At 72.6% G+C, this 18,254-nt stretch carries 14 protein-coding genes; 11 read left to right on the top strand and 3 right to left on the bottom strand.

What is annotated here, in order from left to right; translation table 11 throughout:
• Window positions 1–78: 78 nt before the first annotated feature.
• On the bottom strand, window positions 79–2,259 hold the full coding sequence (locus tag BKH32_RS04095) for an alpha-galactosidase (protein WP_075248751.1): 2,181 nt from the start codon (window positions 2,257–2,259) through the stop codon (window positions 79–81).
• Window positions 2,260–2,449: 190 nt separating this feature from the next.
• Here BKH32_RS04095 and BKH32_RS04100 point away from each other — a divergent pair, with 190 nt between their 5' ends.
• The 8 genes from BKH32_RS04100 to BKH32_RS04135 all read left to right on the top strand — a co-directional run bounded on the left by BKH32_RS04100 (window position 2,450) and on the right by BKH32_RS04135 (window position 11,723).
• Window positions 2,450–3,592, top strand: coding sequence for an ROK family transcriptional regulator (locus BKH32_RS04100; protein ID WP_075248752.1), 1,143 nt, complete (start codon window positions 2,450–2,452; stop codon window positions 3,590–3,592).
• Between the two features lie 176 nt (window positions 3,593–3,768).
• Window positions 3,769–5,430 (top strand): tRNA (N6-isopentenyl adenosine(37)-C2)-methylthiotransferase MiaB, encoded by a 1,662-nt coding sequence (miaB, locus tag BKH32_RS04105; protein ID WP_075248753.1) that lies wholly within the window; start codon window positions 3,769–3,771, stop codon window positions 5,428–5,430.
• A gap of 85 nt (window positions 5,431–5,515) precedes the next feature.
• Window positions 5,516–5,986: a YbjN domain-containing protein gene (locus BKH32_RS04110; RefSeq protein WP_004565218.1), complete on the top strand. Its 471-nt coding sequence runs from the start codon at window positions 5,516–5,518 to the stop codon at window positions 5,984–5,986.
• Window positions 5,986–6,765: a YbjN domain-containing protein gene (locus tag BKH32_RS04115; protein WP_075248754.1), complete on the top strand. Its 780-nt coding sequence runs from the start codon at window positions 5,986–5,988 to the stop codon at window positions 6,763–6,765. The genes BKH32_RS04110 and BKH32_RS04115 overlap by 1 nt, the downstream gene beginning before the upstream one ends.
• 5 nt (window positions 6,766–6,770) lie before the next feature.
• Entirely contained in the window at window positions 6,771–7,766 is a 996-nt protein-coding gene (gene miaA / locus BKH32_RS04120; protein WP_075248755.1) for a tRNA (adenosine(37)-N6)-dimethylallyltransferase MiaA, read from the top strand.
• Window positions 7,767–7,776: 10 nt separating this feature from the next.
• Window positions 7,777–8,727 (top strand): diaminopimelate epimerase, encoded by a 951-nt coding sequence (locus BKH32_RS04125; protein WP_075248756.1) that lies wholly within the window; start codon window positions 7,777–7,779, stop codon window positions 8,725–8,727.
• Between the two features lie 82 nt (window positions 8,728–8,809).
• Window positions 8,810–10,213: a branched-chain amino acid transport system II carrier protein gene (brnQ, locus tag BKH32_RS04130; protein WP_075248757.1), complete on the top strand. Its 1,404-nt coding sequence runs from the start codon at window positions 8,810–8,812 to the stop codon at window positions 10,211–10,213.
• 28 nt (window positions 10,214–10,241) lie between these two features.
• Entirely contained in the window at window positions 10,242–11,723 is a 1,482-nt protein-coding gene (locus BKH32_RS04135) for an MFS transporter (RefSeq protein ID WP_075248758.1), read from the top strand.
• A gap of 76 nt (window positions 11,724–11,799) precedes the next feature.
• Here BKH32_RS04135 and BKH32_RS04140 read toward each other — a convergent pair whose 3' ends face one another.
• On the bottom strand, window positions 11,800–12,417 hold the full coding sequence (locus BKH32_RS04140; protein WP_075248759.1) for a class I SAM-dependent methyltransferase: 618 nt from the start codon (window positions 12,415–12,417) through the stop codon (window positions 11,800–11,802).
• 183 nt (window positions 12,418–12,600) lie between these two features.
• Here BKH32_RS04140 and hflX point away from each other — a divergent pair, with 183 nt between their 5' ends.
• The 3 genes from hflX (at window position 12,601) to BKH32_RS04155 (ending at window position 17,412) form a co-directional block, all read left to right on the top strand.
• Entirely contained in the window at window positions 12,601–14,223 is a 1,623-nt protein-coding gene (hflX, locus tag BKH32_RS04145) for a GTPase HflX (RefSeq protein WP_143222704.1), read from the top strand.
• An 8-nt stretch (window positions 14,224–14,231) separates the two neighbouring features.
• Complete coding sequence (locus BKH32_RS04150) at window positions 14,232–16,292, top strand: ATP-dependent DNA helicase (RefSeq protein WP_075248760.1); 2,061 nt, start codon at window positions 14,232–14,234, stop codon at window positions 16,290–16,292.
• Window positions 16,293–16,410: 118 nt separating this feature from the next.
• Window positions 16,411–17,412, top strand: a complete 1,002-nt coding sequence (locus BKH32_RS04155) for an L-lactate dehydrogenase (RefSeq protein WP_075248761.1) — start codon at window positions 16,411–16,413, stop codon at window positions 17,410–17,412.
• Between the two features lie 73 nt (window positions 17,413–17,485).
• Here the strand turns inward: BKH32_RS04155 and lexA are convergent, their stop codons facing one another.
• Complete coding sequence (lexA, locus tag BKH32_RS04160; RefSeq protein ID WP_075248762.1) at window positions 17,486–18,241, bottom strand: transcriptional repressor LexA; 756 nt, start codon at window positions 18,239–18,241, stop codon at window positions 17,486–17,488.
• Window positions 18,242–18,254: the final 13 nt, after the last annotated feature.

Below are 18,254 nucleotides of genomic sequence, written 5' to 3' on the forward strand. Positions count from 1 at the left end.
GGTCGAAGACGGATGGGGGGCTAGGAACGGGTAGAAGTAGATGAGGACGGACCGGCGACTCGGAGGGTCGCCGAGCTCTCAGTTGACGGCGCTCGCGCGCAGCAGGACGAGGTGGTCGGGGTGCAGCACCGGCAGCGCCAGCCCCGTGGTGGTCAGGTAGGAGCCCGGCAGGGTGACGCCCTGGGCCATCCAGCCCGCTGCCAGGCGCAGCTCGGGGTAGGCCGGTGCCGCCAGGCGCACGTGGTAGCGGCGCGAGGGGTCCAGGCCGGGCAGAGGTCGCGGTGCCGTGGGCCAGGCCAGGAGCTGGCCCAGCGAGGCGATCTCGAACAGGGCGTCGGAGCCGTCAGGGGCGACGACCCCCTCGATGCGCAGCACGTCGTCGTCGGGCAGGTCCGCGTGGACCGTCACCCCCGAGTGCAGCAGGCCGCGCAGCTCCTTGTGCAGCGCGATGATGGAGGCCAGGCGCTCGCGGGTGGCGTCGTCGGCCTCGGTGAGGTCCCACTCCACGCCCATGTGGCCCCATAGGGCGGTGCCGGCCCGGAAGTCGAGGTCGAGGTCGCGCAGGGTGGTGTGGGCCCGCCCGGAGCCGACGTGGGTGCCCACCAGCTCCGGGGGAAGCAGCAGAGTGGTGCCTCGCTGGATGTTCTGGCGGTCGTGGGCGTCGATGCAGTCCGAGGCCCACACCCGCTGGGTGCGCTCCATGATCCCCAGGTCGATGCGGCCGCCGCCGCCGGCGCAGGACTCGATCTCCAGAGAGGGGAAGCGCTCATGGAGCGCATCCAGGAGTCGGTAGACGGCCAGGGTCTGGTCGTGGACGGCGGCCGCCCCCTGGCGTCCCGCGGTGGGGTCGGCGACCTCATGCCCCGTGGCCAGCAGAGGGGAGTTGTGGTCCCACTTGAGGTAGGCGATACCGAGGCGCTCCACGAGGGCGGAGATGGCGTCGAACAGGTAGTCCCAGGCACCGGGGGCGGTCAGGTCCAGGACCCGCTGGTGGCGGTGCTCGGGTGCTCCGCCGGCGCCGTCGGACAGGATCCACTCCGGGTGGGCGCGGGCTACCTCGGAGTCGACGTTGATCATCTCCGGCTCGAACCACAGGCCGAACTCCATGCCCAGTGAGTGGACGTGCTCCACGAGTGGCTCCAGGCCGTTCGGCCAGGCCTCGGGGGAGACCTGCCAGTCGCCCAGTCCCGAGGTGTCGTCGCGGCGGGAACCGAACCAGCCGTCGTCCAGGACGTAGCGCTCGATACCGACCTGGGCCGCGGCGTCGGCCAGGGCCTTGAGCTTGTCCAGGTCGTGGTGGAAGTAGACGGCCTCCCAGGTGTTGAGCAGCACCGGGCGGGGACGGGTGGGGTGGGACGGGCGCGAGCGCAGCCAGGCGTGGCTGCGGTGGGCCAGTGCGTCCAGGCCCTCGCCCCAGGAGAAGACCGTCCACGGAGAGGTGTAGGTCTGACCGGGGGCCAGCGAGACCTCGCCCGGCAGGAGCAGCTCTCCGGCTCCCAGGAGCTTGCGGCCCGAGGCCGGGTTCATCGCCAGGTGACGGACGTTGCCGGACCAGGCCGCGTGAACGCCGTGGACGCGCCCGCTGCGCCATCCGAAGCCGGTGGGGCCGGCTGCCAGCCAGGTGACGGCGTCGTGCCCCGGGCGCCCCTCCCAGGACTCGCGCAGGCGGGTGCCCGGGGTGAAGGGGGTGCGCACGAGCCGACGCTCCTGGACGTGGTGGCCGGTGGTGTCAAGCAGCTCGTCGGCGCTGTCGGGCAACGGCAGTACCGGCGTGAGCTCGCCGACGACGAGGTCGGCCCCCTGATCGCCGCCGGACCCGGAGTGGTCATTGCGGACCCAGGCGCGCAGGCGTACCAGGCCGCAGGGCTCCAGGCGCAGCTCGGTGCCCAGGGTCAGCGCGTGGGCGGTGTCGGTTCCGCTGGAGCGCACAACGAGGGCGGTGCCGGCCGGGGTGTCCTCGGAGCCCTCCTCGTGGGTGAAGGCGGTGGGGTGGGGCGAGAAGGCCGAGCCGTCGGTGCGTGAGAGCGCTACGGCGGGGCGAGAGCTCCAGCCCAGGTGGGCCAGGGGCAGGATCGGCAGGTCGTTGGTGATCCAGGCGGTGTTGGTTCCCAAGGACGTCTGTGCGGCCAGGGCCGCGTCGGACAGGGCGTCACCGCTGACGTCACCCAGTTCGGGGCCCCAGTGGCGGACCACCGGGAAGCGGTCGTCGGGCAGGTCAAGGACCACGGAGGTGTCGGCTCGGCGCAGGTGGAGGGTCATCATCGTCCTTCCGGGGGAGGGAGAAGGAACCAGGAGTGATTCCTTGTAGGATGAAAATAATTGATGATGCTAGATTTCGCAAGGGCTTGCCCTACAGTGTCGGTACGACGTGGGCGGTGATGAACGTCGTCCCAGGTCAGGGCCGTGCGGTCCCTGTGGCAGCTGACGACGATGGGAGCGGGAGTCGACGATGGGTGGTGGACGCAGCCTCGGCGCCAGGGCGCTGCTCGCCCTGATCTCCGCCGGCCCCATGAGTCGCGGCGACCTCGCCGAGCGCCTGGGGCTGTCCGCGGCGACGACGACACGCACGGTGCGCCCCCTCATCGAGGCGGGCCTCATTGAGGAGCGGCCGCCGGTGGAAGTGGCTGGACCGGGGAGGCCCACCCGCCTCCTGGCCGTCGTCCCGAACAGCGCCACCGTTGCCGGCATCAAGCTCACGGATGACCGCCTCTACGCCGTCCTGACCGACCCGCTGGGCGAGGTCCTCATCAGTGACTCACGGCCGTTGACCGACACCGACGCCGGCTGTGTGACCGCCCTCATCGCCTCAGTGGTGGCGCAGCTGGCCGAGCGCAGCGGTCGACGGCCCGACGCCATCGGAATCTCCCTGGGGGCGGCCGTCGTCGGGAGACGAACTGTGGTGGTGGCCAGCTTCCTGGGATGGCGCGACGTGCCTCTGGCCGACATGGTCACCGAGGCCACCGGGCTGCCCTGCGTCGCGGCCAACGACGTGCGCGCCTTCGCCTACGCCGAGGCCTGGTTCGGGGCCGGCCGCGGAAAGGACCCCTTCGCCATGGTCACCCTCGGCGCCGGGATCGGCTGCGGGGTCGTGGTGGCCGGTGAGGTCGTCTCCGGTGCACAGGGGGCGGCCGGCAGCGTCGGGCACCTGCCGGTGGACCCTTCCGGACCCAGCTGCGAGATCGGGCACCCCGGGTGCGCCCGGGCCCTCGCCTCGACCCCCGGGATCCTGCGGGCGGCCGCCGAGCACCTGGGGTGTGAGGCCGAGGAGCTGAACCTCGATCTGCTCCTGAGCCCCGACATGCGTCGCAACGACGGCGTCGACGACGTCCTGCGGCGTGCGGTGCTGGCGATCGGAAGGGTCGTGGGGACTCTCATCGCCTACGTCGATCCCGAGCTCGTCGTGGTCTCCGGGGAGGGGGTCGCCGTGGTGGAGGCCTACCGGGAGACCTTTGAGAAGGAGGTGGGCGATCTGCGGCACTGGGCGGCGGCGCCGGTGTCGGTCCTGCTGCGTCCCTTCGAGTTCGACGAGTGGGCGCGAGGTGCGGCCGCTCTGGCCCTGGACCAGTGGACGGTGGTCGCGGGCAGTCGGTGAGCGACGCCTTCGCCCAGGCCGCTCGCAACGACGCCAAGATGGCCTCGCGCAAGAAGTCCTGAGACCAGCTCTCCCGCATCCGGGAGAAAGTCAAGGGCCCCGCCCCGGCGTGCATCTGGTCACGACCCTGCGCCAGGGCTGGGGCGGGACCCCGCCGCCACCTACACTGCTCGGCGATGACCACGCTGACCACCCCCGCCCCCGTTCTCGACGCCCGAGGCGCCCCGCCGCGCACCTACCACGTGCGCACGCTGGGCTGCCAGATGAACGTCCACGACTCCGAGCACATGGCGGGACTGCTGGAGAGGGCCGGCTACCTGCGCGTCGAGGACGTGCCCGAGGCCGCCGCCCGCGCCACCGACGCCGGTGACGGCGGGGCCGACGTCGTCATCATCAACACCTGCTCCGTGCGCGAGAACGCCGCCACCCGGCTCTTCGGCAACCTGGGCCAGCTCGCCGCCGTCAAGCGCGAGCGCCCCGGCATGCAGATCGCCGTGGCCGGGTGCCTGGCCCAGCAGATGGGCGAGGGGATCGTCGAGCGGGCCCCCTGGGTCGACGTCGTCTTCGGCACCCACAACCTCGACGTCCTGCCCGCCCTGCTCGAGCGCGCCCGGCACAACTCCGCGGCCGCCGTCGAGCTCGAGGAGTCCCTCAAGGTCTTCCCCTCCACCCTGCCCACCCGCCGCGAGTCCTCCTACGCCGCCTGGGTCTCCATCGCCGTGGGATGCAACAACACCTGCACCTTCTGCATCGTGCCCTCCCTGCGCGGCAAGCAGCGCGATCGCCGCCCCGGTGACGTCCTGGCCGAGGTCGAGGCCGTCGCCGCGCAGGGCGCCATCGAGGTGACTCTCCTGGGGCAGAACGTCAACTCCTACGGGGTCGGCTTCGGGGACCGCGGCGCCTTCGCCAAGCTGCTGCGGGCGACAGGCTCAGCCGAGGGCATCGAGCGCGTGCGCTTCACCAGCCCCCACCCCGCCGCCTTCACCGACGACGTCATCGAGGCCATGGCCCAAACCGAGGCCGTCATGCCCAGCCTGCACATGCCCCTGCAGTCCGGCTCGGACCGGGTGCTGCGCGCCATGCGCCGCTCCTACCGCACCCAGCGCTTCCTGGGCATCCTGGACAAGGTCCGCGCCGTCATGCCCGAGGCCGCCATCACCACCGACATCATCGTCGGCTTCCCCGGTGAGACCGAGGAGGACTTCCAGGCCACCCTCGACGTCGTCGAGCAGGCCCGCTTCGCCTCGGCCTACACCTTCGAGTACTCCCCGCGCCCGGGCACCCCCGCCGCCGACCGCGACGACCAGGTCCCCACCGAGGTCGTCAAGGACCGCTACCGGCGGCTCGACGCGCTCGTGCGCCGCATCGCCCACGAGGAGAACGAGCGCCAGGAGGGACGCGTCGTCGAGGTGCTCGTCGCCGAGGGCGAAGGGCGCCGGGACTCGGTCACCGCCCGCATCTCCGGGCGCGCCGCCGACAACCGGCTCGTCCACGTCGCCCTGCCCGAGGGCCTGTCCGAGGGCGACTACGCCGGCGGGGCCCCGCGCCCCGGCGACATGGTCACCGTGCGCGTCACCCACGGCGCCCCCCACAACCTCATCGCCGACTCCGCCCGCTGCGGACGCGGGCTGGACCCGCTCGCCGCGGCCACCAACGAGGCCCTCAAGCCCGGCGACCGCCTCTGGCTCGACGACGGCCCCGCCCTGTTCCAGGTGCGACGCACCCGCGCCGGGGATGCCTGGGAGCGCCGCCGGGCCGAGGCCCGCGCCACTCCCGAGCCCGACACCGCCCCGGTGAGCCTGGGCCTGCCCACCCTGCGCGTGGGCGCACCGGCCTGAGGCGGGCGACGGCTGATTGCGCTGACGGTGGAGCGGGCCGGGCTGCGGTGGGGAGCAGCCCGCATGCCCCGCTAGGCTGGGGAGCATGCCCAGCTTCGACGCCAGCTCTGCTGCCGCCGCCACGGTCCCCAGGCCCGTGGACGTCGACCGTATCCACGAGTGCGTCAAACGACTGGGACTGCGCTACTTCATCGATGACGAGGGCGACATCGGCATCCCCTGGCGCTACGTCACCGTCCACGCCATCTTTCAGGACACCAGGGCCGTCCAGATGCGCGGGATCTGGCACCGCATCGCCGACACCGAGCACCTGACCCAGCTGCGCGCCCTGGTCGAGGACTGGAACACCACCCGCATCGGCCCCAAGGCCTACCTCACCGTCGCCGACGGCGGAGTGGTGCGTCTTCACGGCGAGTACACCTACCCCCTCGAGGCGGGCATGACGGACCGGCAGCTCGAGGACTTCGTCTTCGGCGGCTGCCGGCTCATCGTCGCCCTCATGCACGAGGCCGAGGAGCAGTTCCCCGACGAGCTGCGCGGAAGCCTGGAGCCATGATGCCGCGACTGCAACGCCTCACCGACTTCATCGCACGCCTCCTGGGCAAGGAGTGGGACGTGCGGGCACTGGACCATCAGCGCAGCAGCCGGCCGGTCGACTCCCACGGCCGACCCGATGCGCCCCCGACCCTCTCACCGTACGCCGCAGGTCACGAGGGACCCGCAGACTCAGCCGACTCAACCTCCCCGGCCGACTTCGGTGCCCCGTCGGAGCCGGCCAGGACAACCGCGTCGGCGCAGACCTTGGACGCCTCACGCAGCTGGTCGAGCACATCAGGCCGGTCGGAGGCGGAGCCGGCAGCGGGAGGACAGGACACCGACCGCTCTCCGGACCTGGGGCCGACCGACGAGGAGCCCCAGGTGCTGACCCTGGCTCGGATCGAGTCCATGCTCACCGGCCCCATGGAGTACAACGTCCAGCTGGCCGAGGGCCGTGAGCACCCCTGCCTTCTGGGCACCTGGGACTCCTTCCCCTTCGTCATCGAGATCCCCGAGGGGCACGACGGCTGGCTCCTGGTCTCCGGGGACTGGGAGGAGGCCGCCCCCGCCTCCCAGAGGGACGAGATCGCCGCCAGCGTCAACGACTGGAACCGGGACAAGTTCTTCCCCACCGTCGGCGTCGTCGACACCCCCATCGGTCCGCTGGTGCGCGCCACCTACCTCACCGACCTGTCCGCCGGGGCCACCGACGCCCAGCTGCGCCTCCACCTGGACACGGCGCTGTCCGCCTGCACCCAGGCGCTCAGCCTCGTGGGCCCCCTCCTGCCGGAGATCTGAGCCCCATGAGCCCAGCGGCCCCGAGCGCCCCCCGCCTGCCGAGACTCGTCGTGGTGGGCCCCACCGCCACCGGCAAGTCCGCCCTCGCCCTCGACCTCGCCGAGAAGATACAGGCCGACGAACCGGAAACCCGCGCCGAGATCATCAACGCCGACGCCTCCCTGCTCTACCGGGGCATGGACATCGGCACCGCCAAGCCCGGCCCCGCCGAGAGGGCGCGGGTCCCCCACCACCAGATCGACGTCCTCACCGTCAGGGACCGGGCATCCGTGGCGGCCTTCCAGCGCAGCGCCCGCGGCGACATCGACGCCGTCGAGTCACGGGGCCACCTGCCGATCATCGCCGGAGGCTCCGGCCTATACGTGCGGGCCCTGACCGACGACCTCGACTTCCCCGGCACCGACCCGGCCGTGCGCACCCGCCTGAGCGAGCGCGCCGAGCAGGAGGGGACGGCCGCCCTCCACGCCGAGCTGGCCCGCCTGGACCCGGTCGCCGCCGAGCGCGTCGAGGCCTCCAACACCCGCAGGATCGTGCGGGCCCTGGAGGTCATCGAGATCACAGGTCGTCCCTTCTCCGCCTCCCTGCCCCGCTACGAGGACATCGCCCCCACCGTCCACATCGCCCTGCGCTGCGAGCGCCGGCTCCTGGACCTGCGCATCAACGAGCGGGCCCGCGCCATGTTCGAACGCGGCCTGGTCGAGGAGGTGGAGGCCCTCATCGACCAGGGCATCCGGGAGGGGGAGACCGCTCCGCGCGCCATCGGCTACGCCCAGGCGCTCGCGGTCATCGACGGGACCATGAGCGTGCCCGAGGCGGTCGACTCCACCGCCCTGGCCACCCGCCAGCTCGCCTCCCGCCAGATCAAGTGGTTCCGGCGTGACCCGCGGGTGCACTGGATCGACGTCGCCCTGACCGAGACCGGGCAGTGCACCGACTCCGAGCGCTCCCGGTTGACCCGGCAGGCGTGGGAGCTCGTCTGCGCGCGTCGTGGCGTCGCTTAGGCTAGGGGCCATGCCGCACTCGACAGGTCTTCGCGGTCGTGAGCTCATCAAGGGCCACGCGACCCTCAACGACTTCCTCATGCTGGTCGACCCCGGCTGCGAGGTCGCCATCAGCGGTGCCGACATCGCAGCGGTCTGCGACCGCCACAGCGGCATCGGCGCCGACGGCTTCGTGCGTGTCGTACGGACCACCGCCCTGCCCGGCGGCGGGGCCTTCGCCGCCTCCGTGCCCGAGGCCGAGTGGTTCATGGACTACTACAGCGCCGAGGGAACCGTGGCCGAGATGTGCGGCAACGCCGCACGCCTGTTCGCCCACGTCCTGGACCGCGAGGGACTGCGTCCCATCGCCGACGGCGAGTCCGTCACCATCGGCACGCGCGGTGGGGCTCGCACCATCACCCGCCTGGGCGAGCTGTGGACCGTGGACATGGGGCCGGCCCGCCTGGCCAGCCCCGAGGAGGCCGACGACGAGGGCTGGGACACGGCCGTCGTCGTCCCCGGCCTGGCCGGGCAGCGGGCCGCCCTGAGCGTCGAGATCTCCGGGCCCCACACCGTCGTCGCCCTGGGGGAGGAGAGCGAGCTCGAGGCGGCCGCCTTCGCCGGGCTCACCGACTCCGCGGACCCGGTCGCCTACGACCCCGCCCCCGAGGCCGGCACCAACCTCGAGCTCGTCGTGCCGCTGGGGGAGGAGACCGACCCCGATACCCACTCGCCGGTGGGTGTCGCCCGCGTGCGCGTCCTGGAGCGCGGAGTGGGGGAGGCCCTCTCCTACGGAGCGGGGTGCTGCGCCGTCGCCGTCGCCCTGCACGCCTGGACCGGGCCGGGAGCTCCCGAGGACTACCGGCTGCTCGTCCCCGGCGGAGAGATCGGGGTCCACGTGGGCGCCGACCCCCTGGGCGAGGACAGCAGCGTGCTGCTGACCGGACCGGCCTCGATCACCGGGCGGGTCACCGTCGCCTGAGGCCCCTCAGCCCCGCCGCCACCCACACTGCTCCCGGACGTCGCACCGACGCCGCATCCGAGAAGAGAAACCGACCACCATCATGACCCAGCCATCCACGCGCTCCGCCGTCGGCGCCATCCTGCCGACCGGCCTGATGCTCTTCGCCCTGTTCTTCGGAGCGGGCAACCTCATCTTCCCGCCCCTGCTGGGGGCCGCCTCGGGCAGGTCCTTCATCCTGGTCATGGCCGGCTTCATCACCACCGGGGTGCTCATGCCGCTCATCACGGTGGTCGCCGTCTCCACCTCCGGTGAGGGGATCCTGGGACTGGCCCGCAGAGTGGGACCCCGGTTCGGCACAGTCATGCCGCTGGCGGTCTACCTGGCGATCGGCCCGCTGTACGCCATCGCCCGTGTCACCACGGTCGCCTACGAGCTGGCGACCCGCCCAGTGCTCGAGCTGCTGGGGATTCACGACTCCCGCCTGGCCCTGCTGGCGCACGTGACGGTGTTCATGGGCGCGTCCTTCGGCATCGCCCGCAGCCCGAGCCGCCTGGCCGACCGCGTCGGGCGCTGGCTCACTCCCGCCCTGCTGGCCCTGCTGGCCCTGCTGTGCGGAGTCACCATCGCGATGTCCCCCGGGGTGGAGCGCGAGGCCATCGAGCCCTACGCGAGTGCTCCCCTGACCAACGGGCTGACTCAGGGCTACCTCACCATGGACGTCCTGGCGGCCACCGTCTTCGGCATCGTGGTCATCACCTCCCTGCGCGAACGCGGTCTGACCTCTTCCCGGGCCCTGGTGCGCGGCACGATCCTGTCCGGCGGTATCGCCGCCGCGCTCCTGGGGCTGGTGTACATCGGCCTGGCCGTCCTGGGAACCCGCACCCGCGGGCAGATCACCGCCGACACCAAGGACGGCACCGAGCTGCTGCGCAACGCGGCCTCCTCCACGCTGGGGACCTCGGGCGTCGTCATCTTCGCCGCCATCGTCATCCTGGCCTGCCTGACCACCGCCGTGGGGCTGCTGGCCTCCTGGGCCGGCTACGCCTACACCGCCTGGCCGGCCGTCTCCTTCAACCGGCAGCTCGCCGCCTGCGCGATCGTCTCCTTCACCCTGGCCAACCTGGGGCTGAGCGCCATCCTCAAGATCGCGGGGCCGTTGCTGTTCCTGCTCTACCCCTTCGCCATCGCCCTGGTCGCCGTGACACTGGTCGACGCCGCGGCACCGGGACGGCTCAGGGCGGCCTACCGGTGGTGCGTGAGCACAGCCGGGATCCTCGGCTCCGTCTCCGCCATCTCCGCCGCCGGCTGGGAGGGCCCCAGCAGGCTGCTGGCGCGCACCGGCCTGTGGAGCGACTCCACCGGCTGGATCCTGCCGGCACTCATCGCCCTGGGGATCGGGATCGTCCTGGACGTCCGCTCCGGAGCCTGGTTCACGCCCGCACCGGGGGAGCCTCCCAGCCGGGTTCAGCAGGACGTGGAGCACGCCGCGGCCTCACAGCTGTGAGCAGCCCGGCACGCGGTAGCCTCTCGACGTGCCCACGCCTCGCCCCCGTGACCCGGCCCAGATGCCGCGTTCGAACCATGAGCGGCTTCTGCCGACACTGCTCATCCCCGCCTTCGTCTCGCTGCTGGCCGTCTCCTCGGTCAATGTCATCCTGCCGGCCGTCTCCCACAGCCTGAGCGCCGGCACCGCCAGTCTCCAGCTCGTCGTCTCCGGCTACGCCCTCGTCTTCGGGGTCGTCCTCGTCCCGGCCGGCCGTGCCGGCGACGTCATGGGGCGGGGACGGCTCTTCGTCATCGGTATGCTCCTGTTCGGGGCCGGATCCCTCGCCTCGGGCCTGGCCCCCGACGTCGTCACCCTCAACCTGGCCCGGGTCGTCATGGGGGTGGGCTCAGGGCTGCTCAACCCGCAGGTGACCGGCATGATCCAGCAGTACTACACCGGTGAGGCCAGAGGACGCGCCTTCGGGCTCTTCGGCGCCGTCATCGGGGTCTCGGTGGCCCTGGGGCCGGTGCTCAGCGGCGGGTTCATCGGCTGGCTCGGGGACGACCGGGGCTGGCGCGCCTCCTTCCTCATCAACGTCCCCCTCACCCTGGCCGGCGTCTGGGCCGCGCGCCGGTACCTGCCGTCCTCCGCCTGGCGCCGGGGGAGCGACACAGGTCAGACGGAGCGCGCCGAGGCCACCGGGGCCGCCCATCGCGGCGGGGTCGATCTCGACCCGGTGGGGATGGGACTGCTCGCCGTCGGCACGCTGCTGATCATGATCCCCTTCATGGAGGCCTCGGCCGGCACCTGGATCTGGGGCCTGGAGGTTGCCGGCATCGGCGTCATCGGCGCCTGGGTGGTCTGGGAGAAGCGCTACCGGGCCAGGGGCGGCGCCCCCATGGTGGACCTCAGCCTGCTGGCCATCCCCTCCTTCGCCTACGGCAGCCTGGCCATTGCCGTGTACTTCCTGGGCTACACCAGCGTGTGGATCATCGTGGCCCAGTACGTCCAGGCCGGCCTGGGCTCCACCGCCCTGGCCAGCGGCCTCGTCGGAGTCCCGGCCGCCCTGGCGGGATCGATCGCCGCCGCCGTCGCCGGCCGCCGGGTGATCCGGGTGGGGCGGGTCATGGTACTCGGCGGCATGGTGCTGGGCGTGGCCGGGCTGCTGGCGAGTATCGGCATCATGCACATGCACGCGCGCGCGGGGTGGAGCCCCTGGTGGCTGACGCTCACGCTGCTGGTGCTCGGAGTGGGACAGGGCCTCGTGGTCTCCCCGAACCAGACCCTCTCCCTGGCCGACGTCCCCCTGGAGTACGCCGGGGCCGCGGGCGGCATCCTCCAGACCGGCGAGCGCATCGGCGCCTCCATCGGCATCGCCGTCATCACGGGCCTGACCTTCCGCGTCTCGCACTCCTCGGGCTGGGAGGTCGCCGCCCAAGCCGGTCTGCTGGCCGTCGTGGCCGCCATCGCCGTCGCCGCCGGGGTCGCCGTCATCGACCTGCGCCTGGCGAGGCGACGACGCCGGTAGCCGGCCAGGACCGTTGCCAAGACCACGGCCGAGACTGCGGCCGGGACCGCGCGCCAGGCGCCGGCCCGGCGTCGTGTCAGCCGTGTCGGCGGCGCACCCGCAGCACCCTGAAGCCCTTCGAGGAGGCCACCCGGCTCACGTCCCAGCCCTGGTCCCTCAACCAGGCCGCCAGGGAGTCGGCTCCCAGGTTCTTGAGCACCACCAGCCAGGCCTCGCCGTCGTCGGACAGCAGCGCCAGCCAGTCCAGCAGCAGGGCGTGCAGGGCCTCCTTGCCGATGCGCACCGGAGGGTTGGACCAGATGAGATCCACCGGCGTTGAGCCCTGGCGCAGCTCGGCCAGCAGCGCGTCGGCCGGGGCGGTTCGCACGTTGTCCAGGCCTGCGGCAGCGGCGTTGCGAGCGGTCAGGGCCAGCGAGCGCTCGTTGACATCGGTGGCCAGGACCCTCGCCTGCGGAGCGGCCCCGGCCAGGGCCAGGGTGATCGGGCCCCAGCCGCAGCCCAGGTCGAGGAACGTGCCGGCCTGGGCCGGATCGGGGACGTGATCGAGGAGGACCTGGGTGCCCTTGTCGAGGCGGTCGGCGCTGAAGACGCCCGAGGCCGTGACCACCGCGTGTTCGACGCCGCGGATCGAGAAGCGGTGGGTGCGCTCCTCGGCCTCGACAGCGGGGGAGGCGGTGAAGTAGTGCTCGCTCACGCGGGCCAGGCTACCCGCACCCGACGCGCCGCCGGAGTCGGCAGGTGGCCCCGCGCGCCCGCGGGCAGTAGCATCGCCCCCATGTGGATCCTTCGTATGCGCTGAAACGGCGGCCGGCGCCGCCCCCCGCCAGAACCATCGCGCCCCATCGGAGGGGCGCAGGCATACGACGAAGGACTTTTTGTGACCCATCACCACTCCAACACCCCCTCCACCCCCGAGGACGCAGCAGACCTGCGCGACACCCGCGATGCCCATGAGGCCCGTGACGTCCGTGACGTCCATGACGTCGTCGCCCGGGTCCTGTCCCGGACCGGAACCGCCCTGGCCTCCACCGCCGCCCAGCACGAGCACGCCGGTGGCTACGAGGACGGCCTCGACGACGGCGCCCTGGAGCGGGAGGCCCGTGCCGCCCGCCGCCGTGTGGCCGGGCTGTCCACCGAGCTGGAGGACGTCAGCGAGGTCGAGTACCGCCAGGTCCGCCTGGAGAAGGTCGTCCTGGTCGGCCTGGAGCTGCCCCGGCCCCACGGCCCGGCCACCGGCGCACCGGGCGGCAGCGGCCAGGTGCGCGACACCCAGGACGCCGACACCTCCCTGCGCGAGCTGGCAGCCCTGGCCCAGACCGCCGGCAGCCAGGTCCTCGACGCCCTCATCCAGAAGCGCGACCACCCCGATCCCGCCACCTACCTGGGCAGCGGCAAGGCGCGCGAGCTGGCTGACGTCGTGGCCGCGGCCGGCGCCGACACGGTGATCGTCGACGGCGAGCTCGCCCCCTCCCAGCGCCGCGCCCTGGAGGACGTCGTCGGCGTCAAGGTCGTTGACCGCACCGCCCTCATCCTGGACATCTTCGCCCAGCACGCCAAGTCCCGCGAGGGCAGGGCCCAGGTCGAGCTCGCCCAGCTCGAGTACCTCCTGCCACGCCTGCGCGGATGGGGCGAGTCCATGTCCCGACAGGCCGGAGGCCGCGTGGCCGCCGGTCAGGGCATCGGCTCACGCGGCCCCGGCGAGACCAAGATCGAGCTCGACCGGCGCCGCATCCGCCGGCGCATGGCCCGCCTGCGTCGCGAGATCCAGGCCATGGCGCCCTCGCGTCAGACCAAACGAGGCTCACGCCGACGCGGGGCCATCCCCTCGGTGGCGATCGCCGGTTACACCAACGCCGGCAAGTCCTCCCTCATGAACCGCCTCACCGAAGCCGGCATCATGGTCGAGGACGCCCTGTTCGCCACGCTCGACCCCACCGTCCGGCGGGCCGAGACCTCCGAAGGGCGCACCTACACCCTCACCGACACCGTCGGTTTCGTGCGCAACCTGCCCCACGAGCTCATCGAGGCCTTCCGCTCCACCCTGGAGGAGGTCGCCGGGGCCGACCTCGTGCTGCACGTCGTCGACGCCGCCCACCCCGACCCCCTCAGCCAGGTGGCGGCCGTGCGCACCGTCCTGTCCGAGATCCCCGGCGCCCTGGACGTGCCCGAGCTCATCGTCCTGAACAAGATCGACCTCGCCGACGCCGTCACCCTGGCCGCGCTGCGCACCGGCCTGCCCGGGGCGGTCGCGGTCTCGGCCCGCACCGGCGAGGGGATCGAGGAGCTGCGCGCCCGCATCGAGCAGATGCTGCCCCACCCGCAGGTGAGCATCGACGTCGTGGTGCCCTACTCCCGTGGGGACCTCGTCTCCCGGATCCACGCCGAGGGCGAGATCGACACGGTCGACTACGTCGAGACGGGCACTCACGTCGTCGCGCACGTCGGCGCCGCCCTGGCGGCGCAGATCGAGGGCGCCGCGGCGGGCGGCACCGTCGGCTGAGAGGCGCCGTGACCCCGAGCGAGCCGAGCCGGACGCAGCGGCCTGATAACGACAGCGCCGGCGACCGCAGGGTCCTGAACGCCCTGGACGCCGCGGTGCGCTCTCTGGGCGGCAGCCCCCGCCAGGGGCAGACCACCATGGCCCAGGAGGTCGCCCAGTCCCTGGCCGACGGCACCCACCTCCTGGTGCAGGCCGGCACCGGGACGGGAAAGTCGCTGGGCTACCTGGTGCCCGCCATGGTCCACGCCGTGCAGGCCGGTCACCGGGTCGTGGTCTCCACCGCCACCCTGGCCCTTCAGCGGCAGATCCTCACCAAGGACGCGCCCCTGGCAGCCGACGCCGTCGAGCAGGTCACCGGCACCCGCCCCGAGGTGGCCCTGCTCAAGGGCTGGCAGAACTACCTGTGCCGGCACCGGCTGGACGGCGGCTACCCGCAGGACGAGGACGAGTCCGCGCTCTTCGGCGTCGGGGACGCCATCGCCCAGCCGGCCGCCGGGCACGGGAGTGACGCGAGCCTGGGGGAGCAGGTGGTCCGCCTGCGCCAGTGGGCGGCCCGGACCGACACCGGTGACCGCGACGACCTCGTCCCCGGCGTCTCCCAGCGCGCCTGGGCCCAGGTCTCCGTCTCCCGGGCCGAGTGCCTGGGGCAGTCCTGCCCCCTGAAGTCCGAGTGTTTCCCCGAGCTGGCGCGCGCCGCAGCCTCCCGGGCCGACCTCGTCGTGACCAACCACGCCATGCTCGGCGTGGTCGTGGCCGGCAACCCCGGCGTCCTTCCCGACCACCGGGTCCTCATCGTCGACGAGGCCCACGAGCTGGCCGACCGCATCCGCTCCCAGGGCACCATCGCCCTGTCGGCGGCCGCCGTGGCACGCACCGCCGCCACCGCCCGCAAGCACGCCTCCGTGCTGGTCAGCGAGCTGGAGTCCGCCGGCCAGACCCTCCAGCTCGCGCTGGCCGAGCTGCCCGACGGCCGCCTGGAGACGACCCTGCCCACCGCCCTGCACGACGCGCTCGTGCTCCTGGCCGGCGCCGCCCGCCAGGTCGCCTCCGACGTGCGCGACCAGGCCCGCACCCTGGGGCGCGACCGCTCCAGTGAGGCCGCCGGGGGCCTGGCGGTCGCCCGTACCGCGGTCGGCGACCTGGTCGACGCCCTGGACCGCATGACCTCCGACTCTGTGGCCCAGGGCCGCGACGTCGCCTGGATCGAGCGCCCCCGCACGGGCGCCGAGCCCCCGCGCCTCCTCCTGGCCCCCATCGAGGTCGCCGGATCGGTGGCCGGCCACCTGCTGGACGGGCGCGCCGGCGTCATGACGTCGGCGACCCTCGCCCTGGGGGACAGCTTCGAGCCCATGGCCCGCTCCCTGGGACTGACCCTGGCGGAGCAGCCGTGGAGAGGCCTCGACGTCGGCTCCCCCTTCGACTACCCCCACCAGGGCATCCTCTACGTGGCCGCCCACCTGCCCCGCCCCGGCGCCGGTATCTCCGAGGCCGCCCTGGATGAGATGCTCGCCCTGGTCGAGGCCTCCGAGGGCGGCATGCTGGGCCTGTTCTCCTCCAGGCGCGCGGCCCAGGAGGCCGCCGAGGTACTGCGAGGAGCCACCGACCTGCCCGTCTACGCCCAGGGCGACGACCAGCTGCCCACCCTGGTGCGGGCCTTCGCCGGCGACGAGGCCGCCTGCCTGGTGGGCACCCTCTCGCTGTGGCAGGGCGTCGACGTGCCCGGACGCACCTGCCGCCTCGTCGTCATCGACCGCATCCCCTTCCCCCGCCCCGACGACCCGGTCGCCCAGGCCCGCACCGACGCCGTCGTGGCCGCAGGCGGCAACGGCTTCATGAGCGTGTCGGCCACCCACGCGGCCCTGCTCCTGGCCCAGGGGGCGGGGCGCCTCATTCGTCGCAGCCAGGACCGCGGCGTCGTCGCCGTCCTGGACTCGCGCCTGCGCACGGCGCGCTACGGGGGCTTTCTCACCCGCTCCATGCCCGCCCTGTGGCCGACGACGAAGCCCGACGTGGTGCGCGCCGCCCTGAGGCGTCTGGCTATCCGCTCCGATGCCCCGGGGGAGGAGTGAACCGGTCGACTGGGCCTTTCGGTATGTGCCCCTCGGGAGGAACTGCACGTAGGCTTGGCGTGAGCGGGTGCTCGCGCCCCTGCGGTCCTGCCCAGCAGATCCCATTGAGGAGAAGAACGTGTCAGACCACATCACCACTACCGCTGAAGGCTCCTACCCCACCAACCGTTCCGGCCGCCCCTCCAAAGTCGCTGTCATCGGTGCCGGGGCCGTCGGCTCCACCCTCGCCTACGCCTGTGTGACCAAGGGCGTTGCCCGCGAGGTCGTGCTGCAGGACATCGTCAAGGAGAAGGTCGAGGCCGAGGCCCTCGACATCGCCCAGGGAATCCAGTTCACCTCCGCCGGCTCCGTCTCGGGATCCGACGACCCCGAGATCTGCCGCGACGCGGACGTCATCGCCATCACCGCCGGCGCCAAGCAGAAGCCCGGCCAGTCCCGTCTCGAGCTGGCCGGCGCCACCGTCGGCATCATGGAGAAGATCCTCCCCAAGCTGGTCGAGGTCGCTCCCAACGCCATCTTCGTCCTCGTGGCCAACCCGGTGGACGTGGTGACCTACTGCGCCAAGAAGATCACCGGCCTGCCCGAGAACCAGATCTTCGGCTCCGGCACGGTGCTGGACACCGCCCGGATGCGGTACCTCATCTCCCTGGAGACCGGCACGGCCGTCCAGAACATCCACGGCTACATCGCCGGTGAGCACGGTGACTCCGAGGTGCCCCTGTGGTCCTCCACCGAGATCGGCGGCGTGCCGATCACCCAGTGGGGCACCACCCTCGACGGCGGCGTGTTCGACGAGTCCAAGCGTGAGCGCATCGCCCACGACGTGGTCCGCTCCGCCTACCGCATCATCGAGGGCAAGGGCGCCACCAACTACGCCGTCGGCCTGGCCGTGCAGCGCATCATCGGCGCCGTCCTCAACGACGAGCAGCGGGTGCTGACCATCTCCCCGCTGCTGGACAACTGGCACGGCATCTCCGACGTGTGCATGGCCGTCCCCACGATCGTGGGACGTGAGGGTGCCGGGCGTCGCCTCGAGCTGCCCCTGACCCCCGACGAGAAGGAGCGCCTGATCGCCTCCGCCGACCACCTGCGCGAGGTCGCACGCGGCCTGGGTTACTGAGCCGCCCGTCTGAACCGTTGAAGGGCCGCCCCGTTGACCGGGGCGGCCCTTCAATCATGAAGGCCTGGCGTGCCTACAGGGCGCGCAGCACCGTGACCACCTTGCCCATGATCGTGGCATGGTCACCGTTGATCGGGGCGTAGCTGGAGTTGCGGGGGAGCAGCCACTGGTGGCCGTCGCGACGCGAGAGCACCTTGACCGTTGCCGAGGCGCCGTCGACATCCTCGATCATGGCCGCCACGATCTCACCGTTGGCCGCGTCGGGCTGGGAGCGCACCACCACCCAGTCGCCGTCGCAGATGGCGGCCTCGATCATCGAGTCCCCGTGCACCTCCAGCATGAAGAGCTCGCCCTCGCCGGTCAGGCGGCGGGGTAGGGCCATGACATCGGTGATCTCCTGCTCGGCCAGGATCGGGGCCCCGGCGGCGATCCGCCCCACCAGCGGGACCGCGACGGCGTCCCCGTCCTCGACACCGGGGACGCTGGGGGAGGCGGGCGAGGCGCGGTGAGCTGCGCCGCCGCAGGCAGCCGCACGACCACCAGGGCCGCTGTCGGCGGAGACGACCTCCATCGCCCGAGGACGATTGGGGTCTCGGCGCACCAGGCCCAGGCGCTCGAGCTTGTCCAGCTGGTGCTTGACGGAGGAGGGGCTGGTCAGACCCACCTGCTCGCCGATCTCACGCAGCGAGGGCGGATACCCGTGGGTGGCAATGGCCTCGCGGACAGCCTCATAGACCGCGCGGGCGCGCTCGTCGAGGTCGCTGACGGCCTCCGCGACCGCTGCTGCGCTGCTCGCCTCAGAGCCGCCCTGGTGTGCTGTGGTGCTCATGGTCCTGGCCCTC

The sequence above is a fragment of the Actinomyces oris genome (genome assembly GCF_001929375.1).
Lineage (GTDB): Bacteria > Actinomycetota > Actinomycetes > Actinomycetales > Actinomycetaceae > Actinomyces > Actinomyces oris_B.

Bases quoted from the DNA above. Each gene is read 5' to 3' on its own strand.
- lexA (WP_075248762.1), bottom strand. From the start codon at position 18,241: ATGAGCACCACAGCACACCAGGGCGGCTCTGAGGCGAGCAGCGCAGCA.
- BKH32_RS04095 (WP_075248751.1), bottom strand. From the start codon at position 2,259: ATGACCCTCCACCTGCGCCGAGCCGACACCTCCGTGGTCCTTGACCTG.
- BKH32_RS04110 (WP_004565218.1), top strand. From the start codon at position 5,516: ATGCCCAGCTTCGACGCCAGCTCTGCTGCCGCCGCCACGGTCCCCAGG.
- miaA (WP_075248755.1), top strand. From the start codon at position 6,771: ATGAGCCCAGCGGCCCCGAGCGCCCCCCGCCTGCCGAGACTCGTCGTG.
- BKH32_RS04125 (WP_075248756.1), top strand. From the start codon at position 7,777: ATGCCGCACTCGACAGGTCTTCGCGGTCGTGAGCTCATCAAGGGCCAC.
- BKH32_RS04100 (WP_075248752.1), top strand. From the start codon at position 2,450: ATGGGTGGTGGACGCAGCCTCGGCGCCAGGGCGCTGCTCGCCCTGATC.
- brnQ (WP_075248757.1), top strand. From the start codon at position 8,810: ATGACCCAGCCATCCACGCGCTCCGCCGTCGGCGCCATCCTGCCGACC.
- miaB (WP_075248753.1), top strand. From the start codon at position 3,769: ATGACCACGCTGACCACCCCCGCCCCCGTTCTCGACGCCCGAGGCGCC.
- BKH32_RS04115 (WP_075248754.1), top strand. From the start codon at position 5,986: ATGCCGCGACTGCAACGCCTCACCGACTTCATCGCACGCCTCCTGGGC.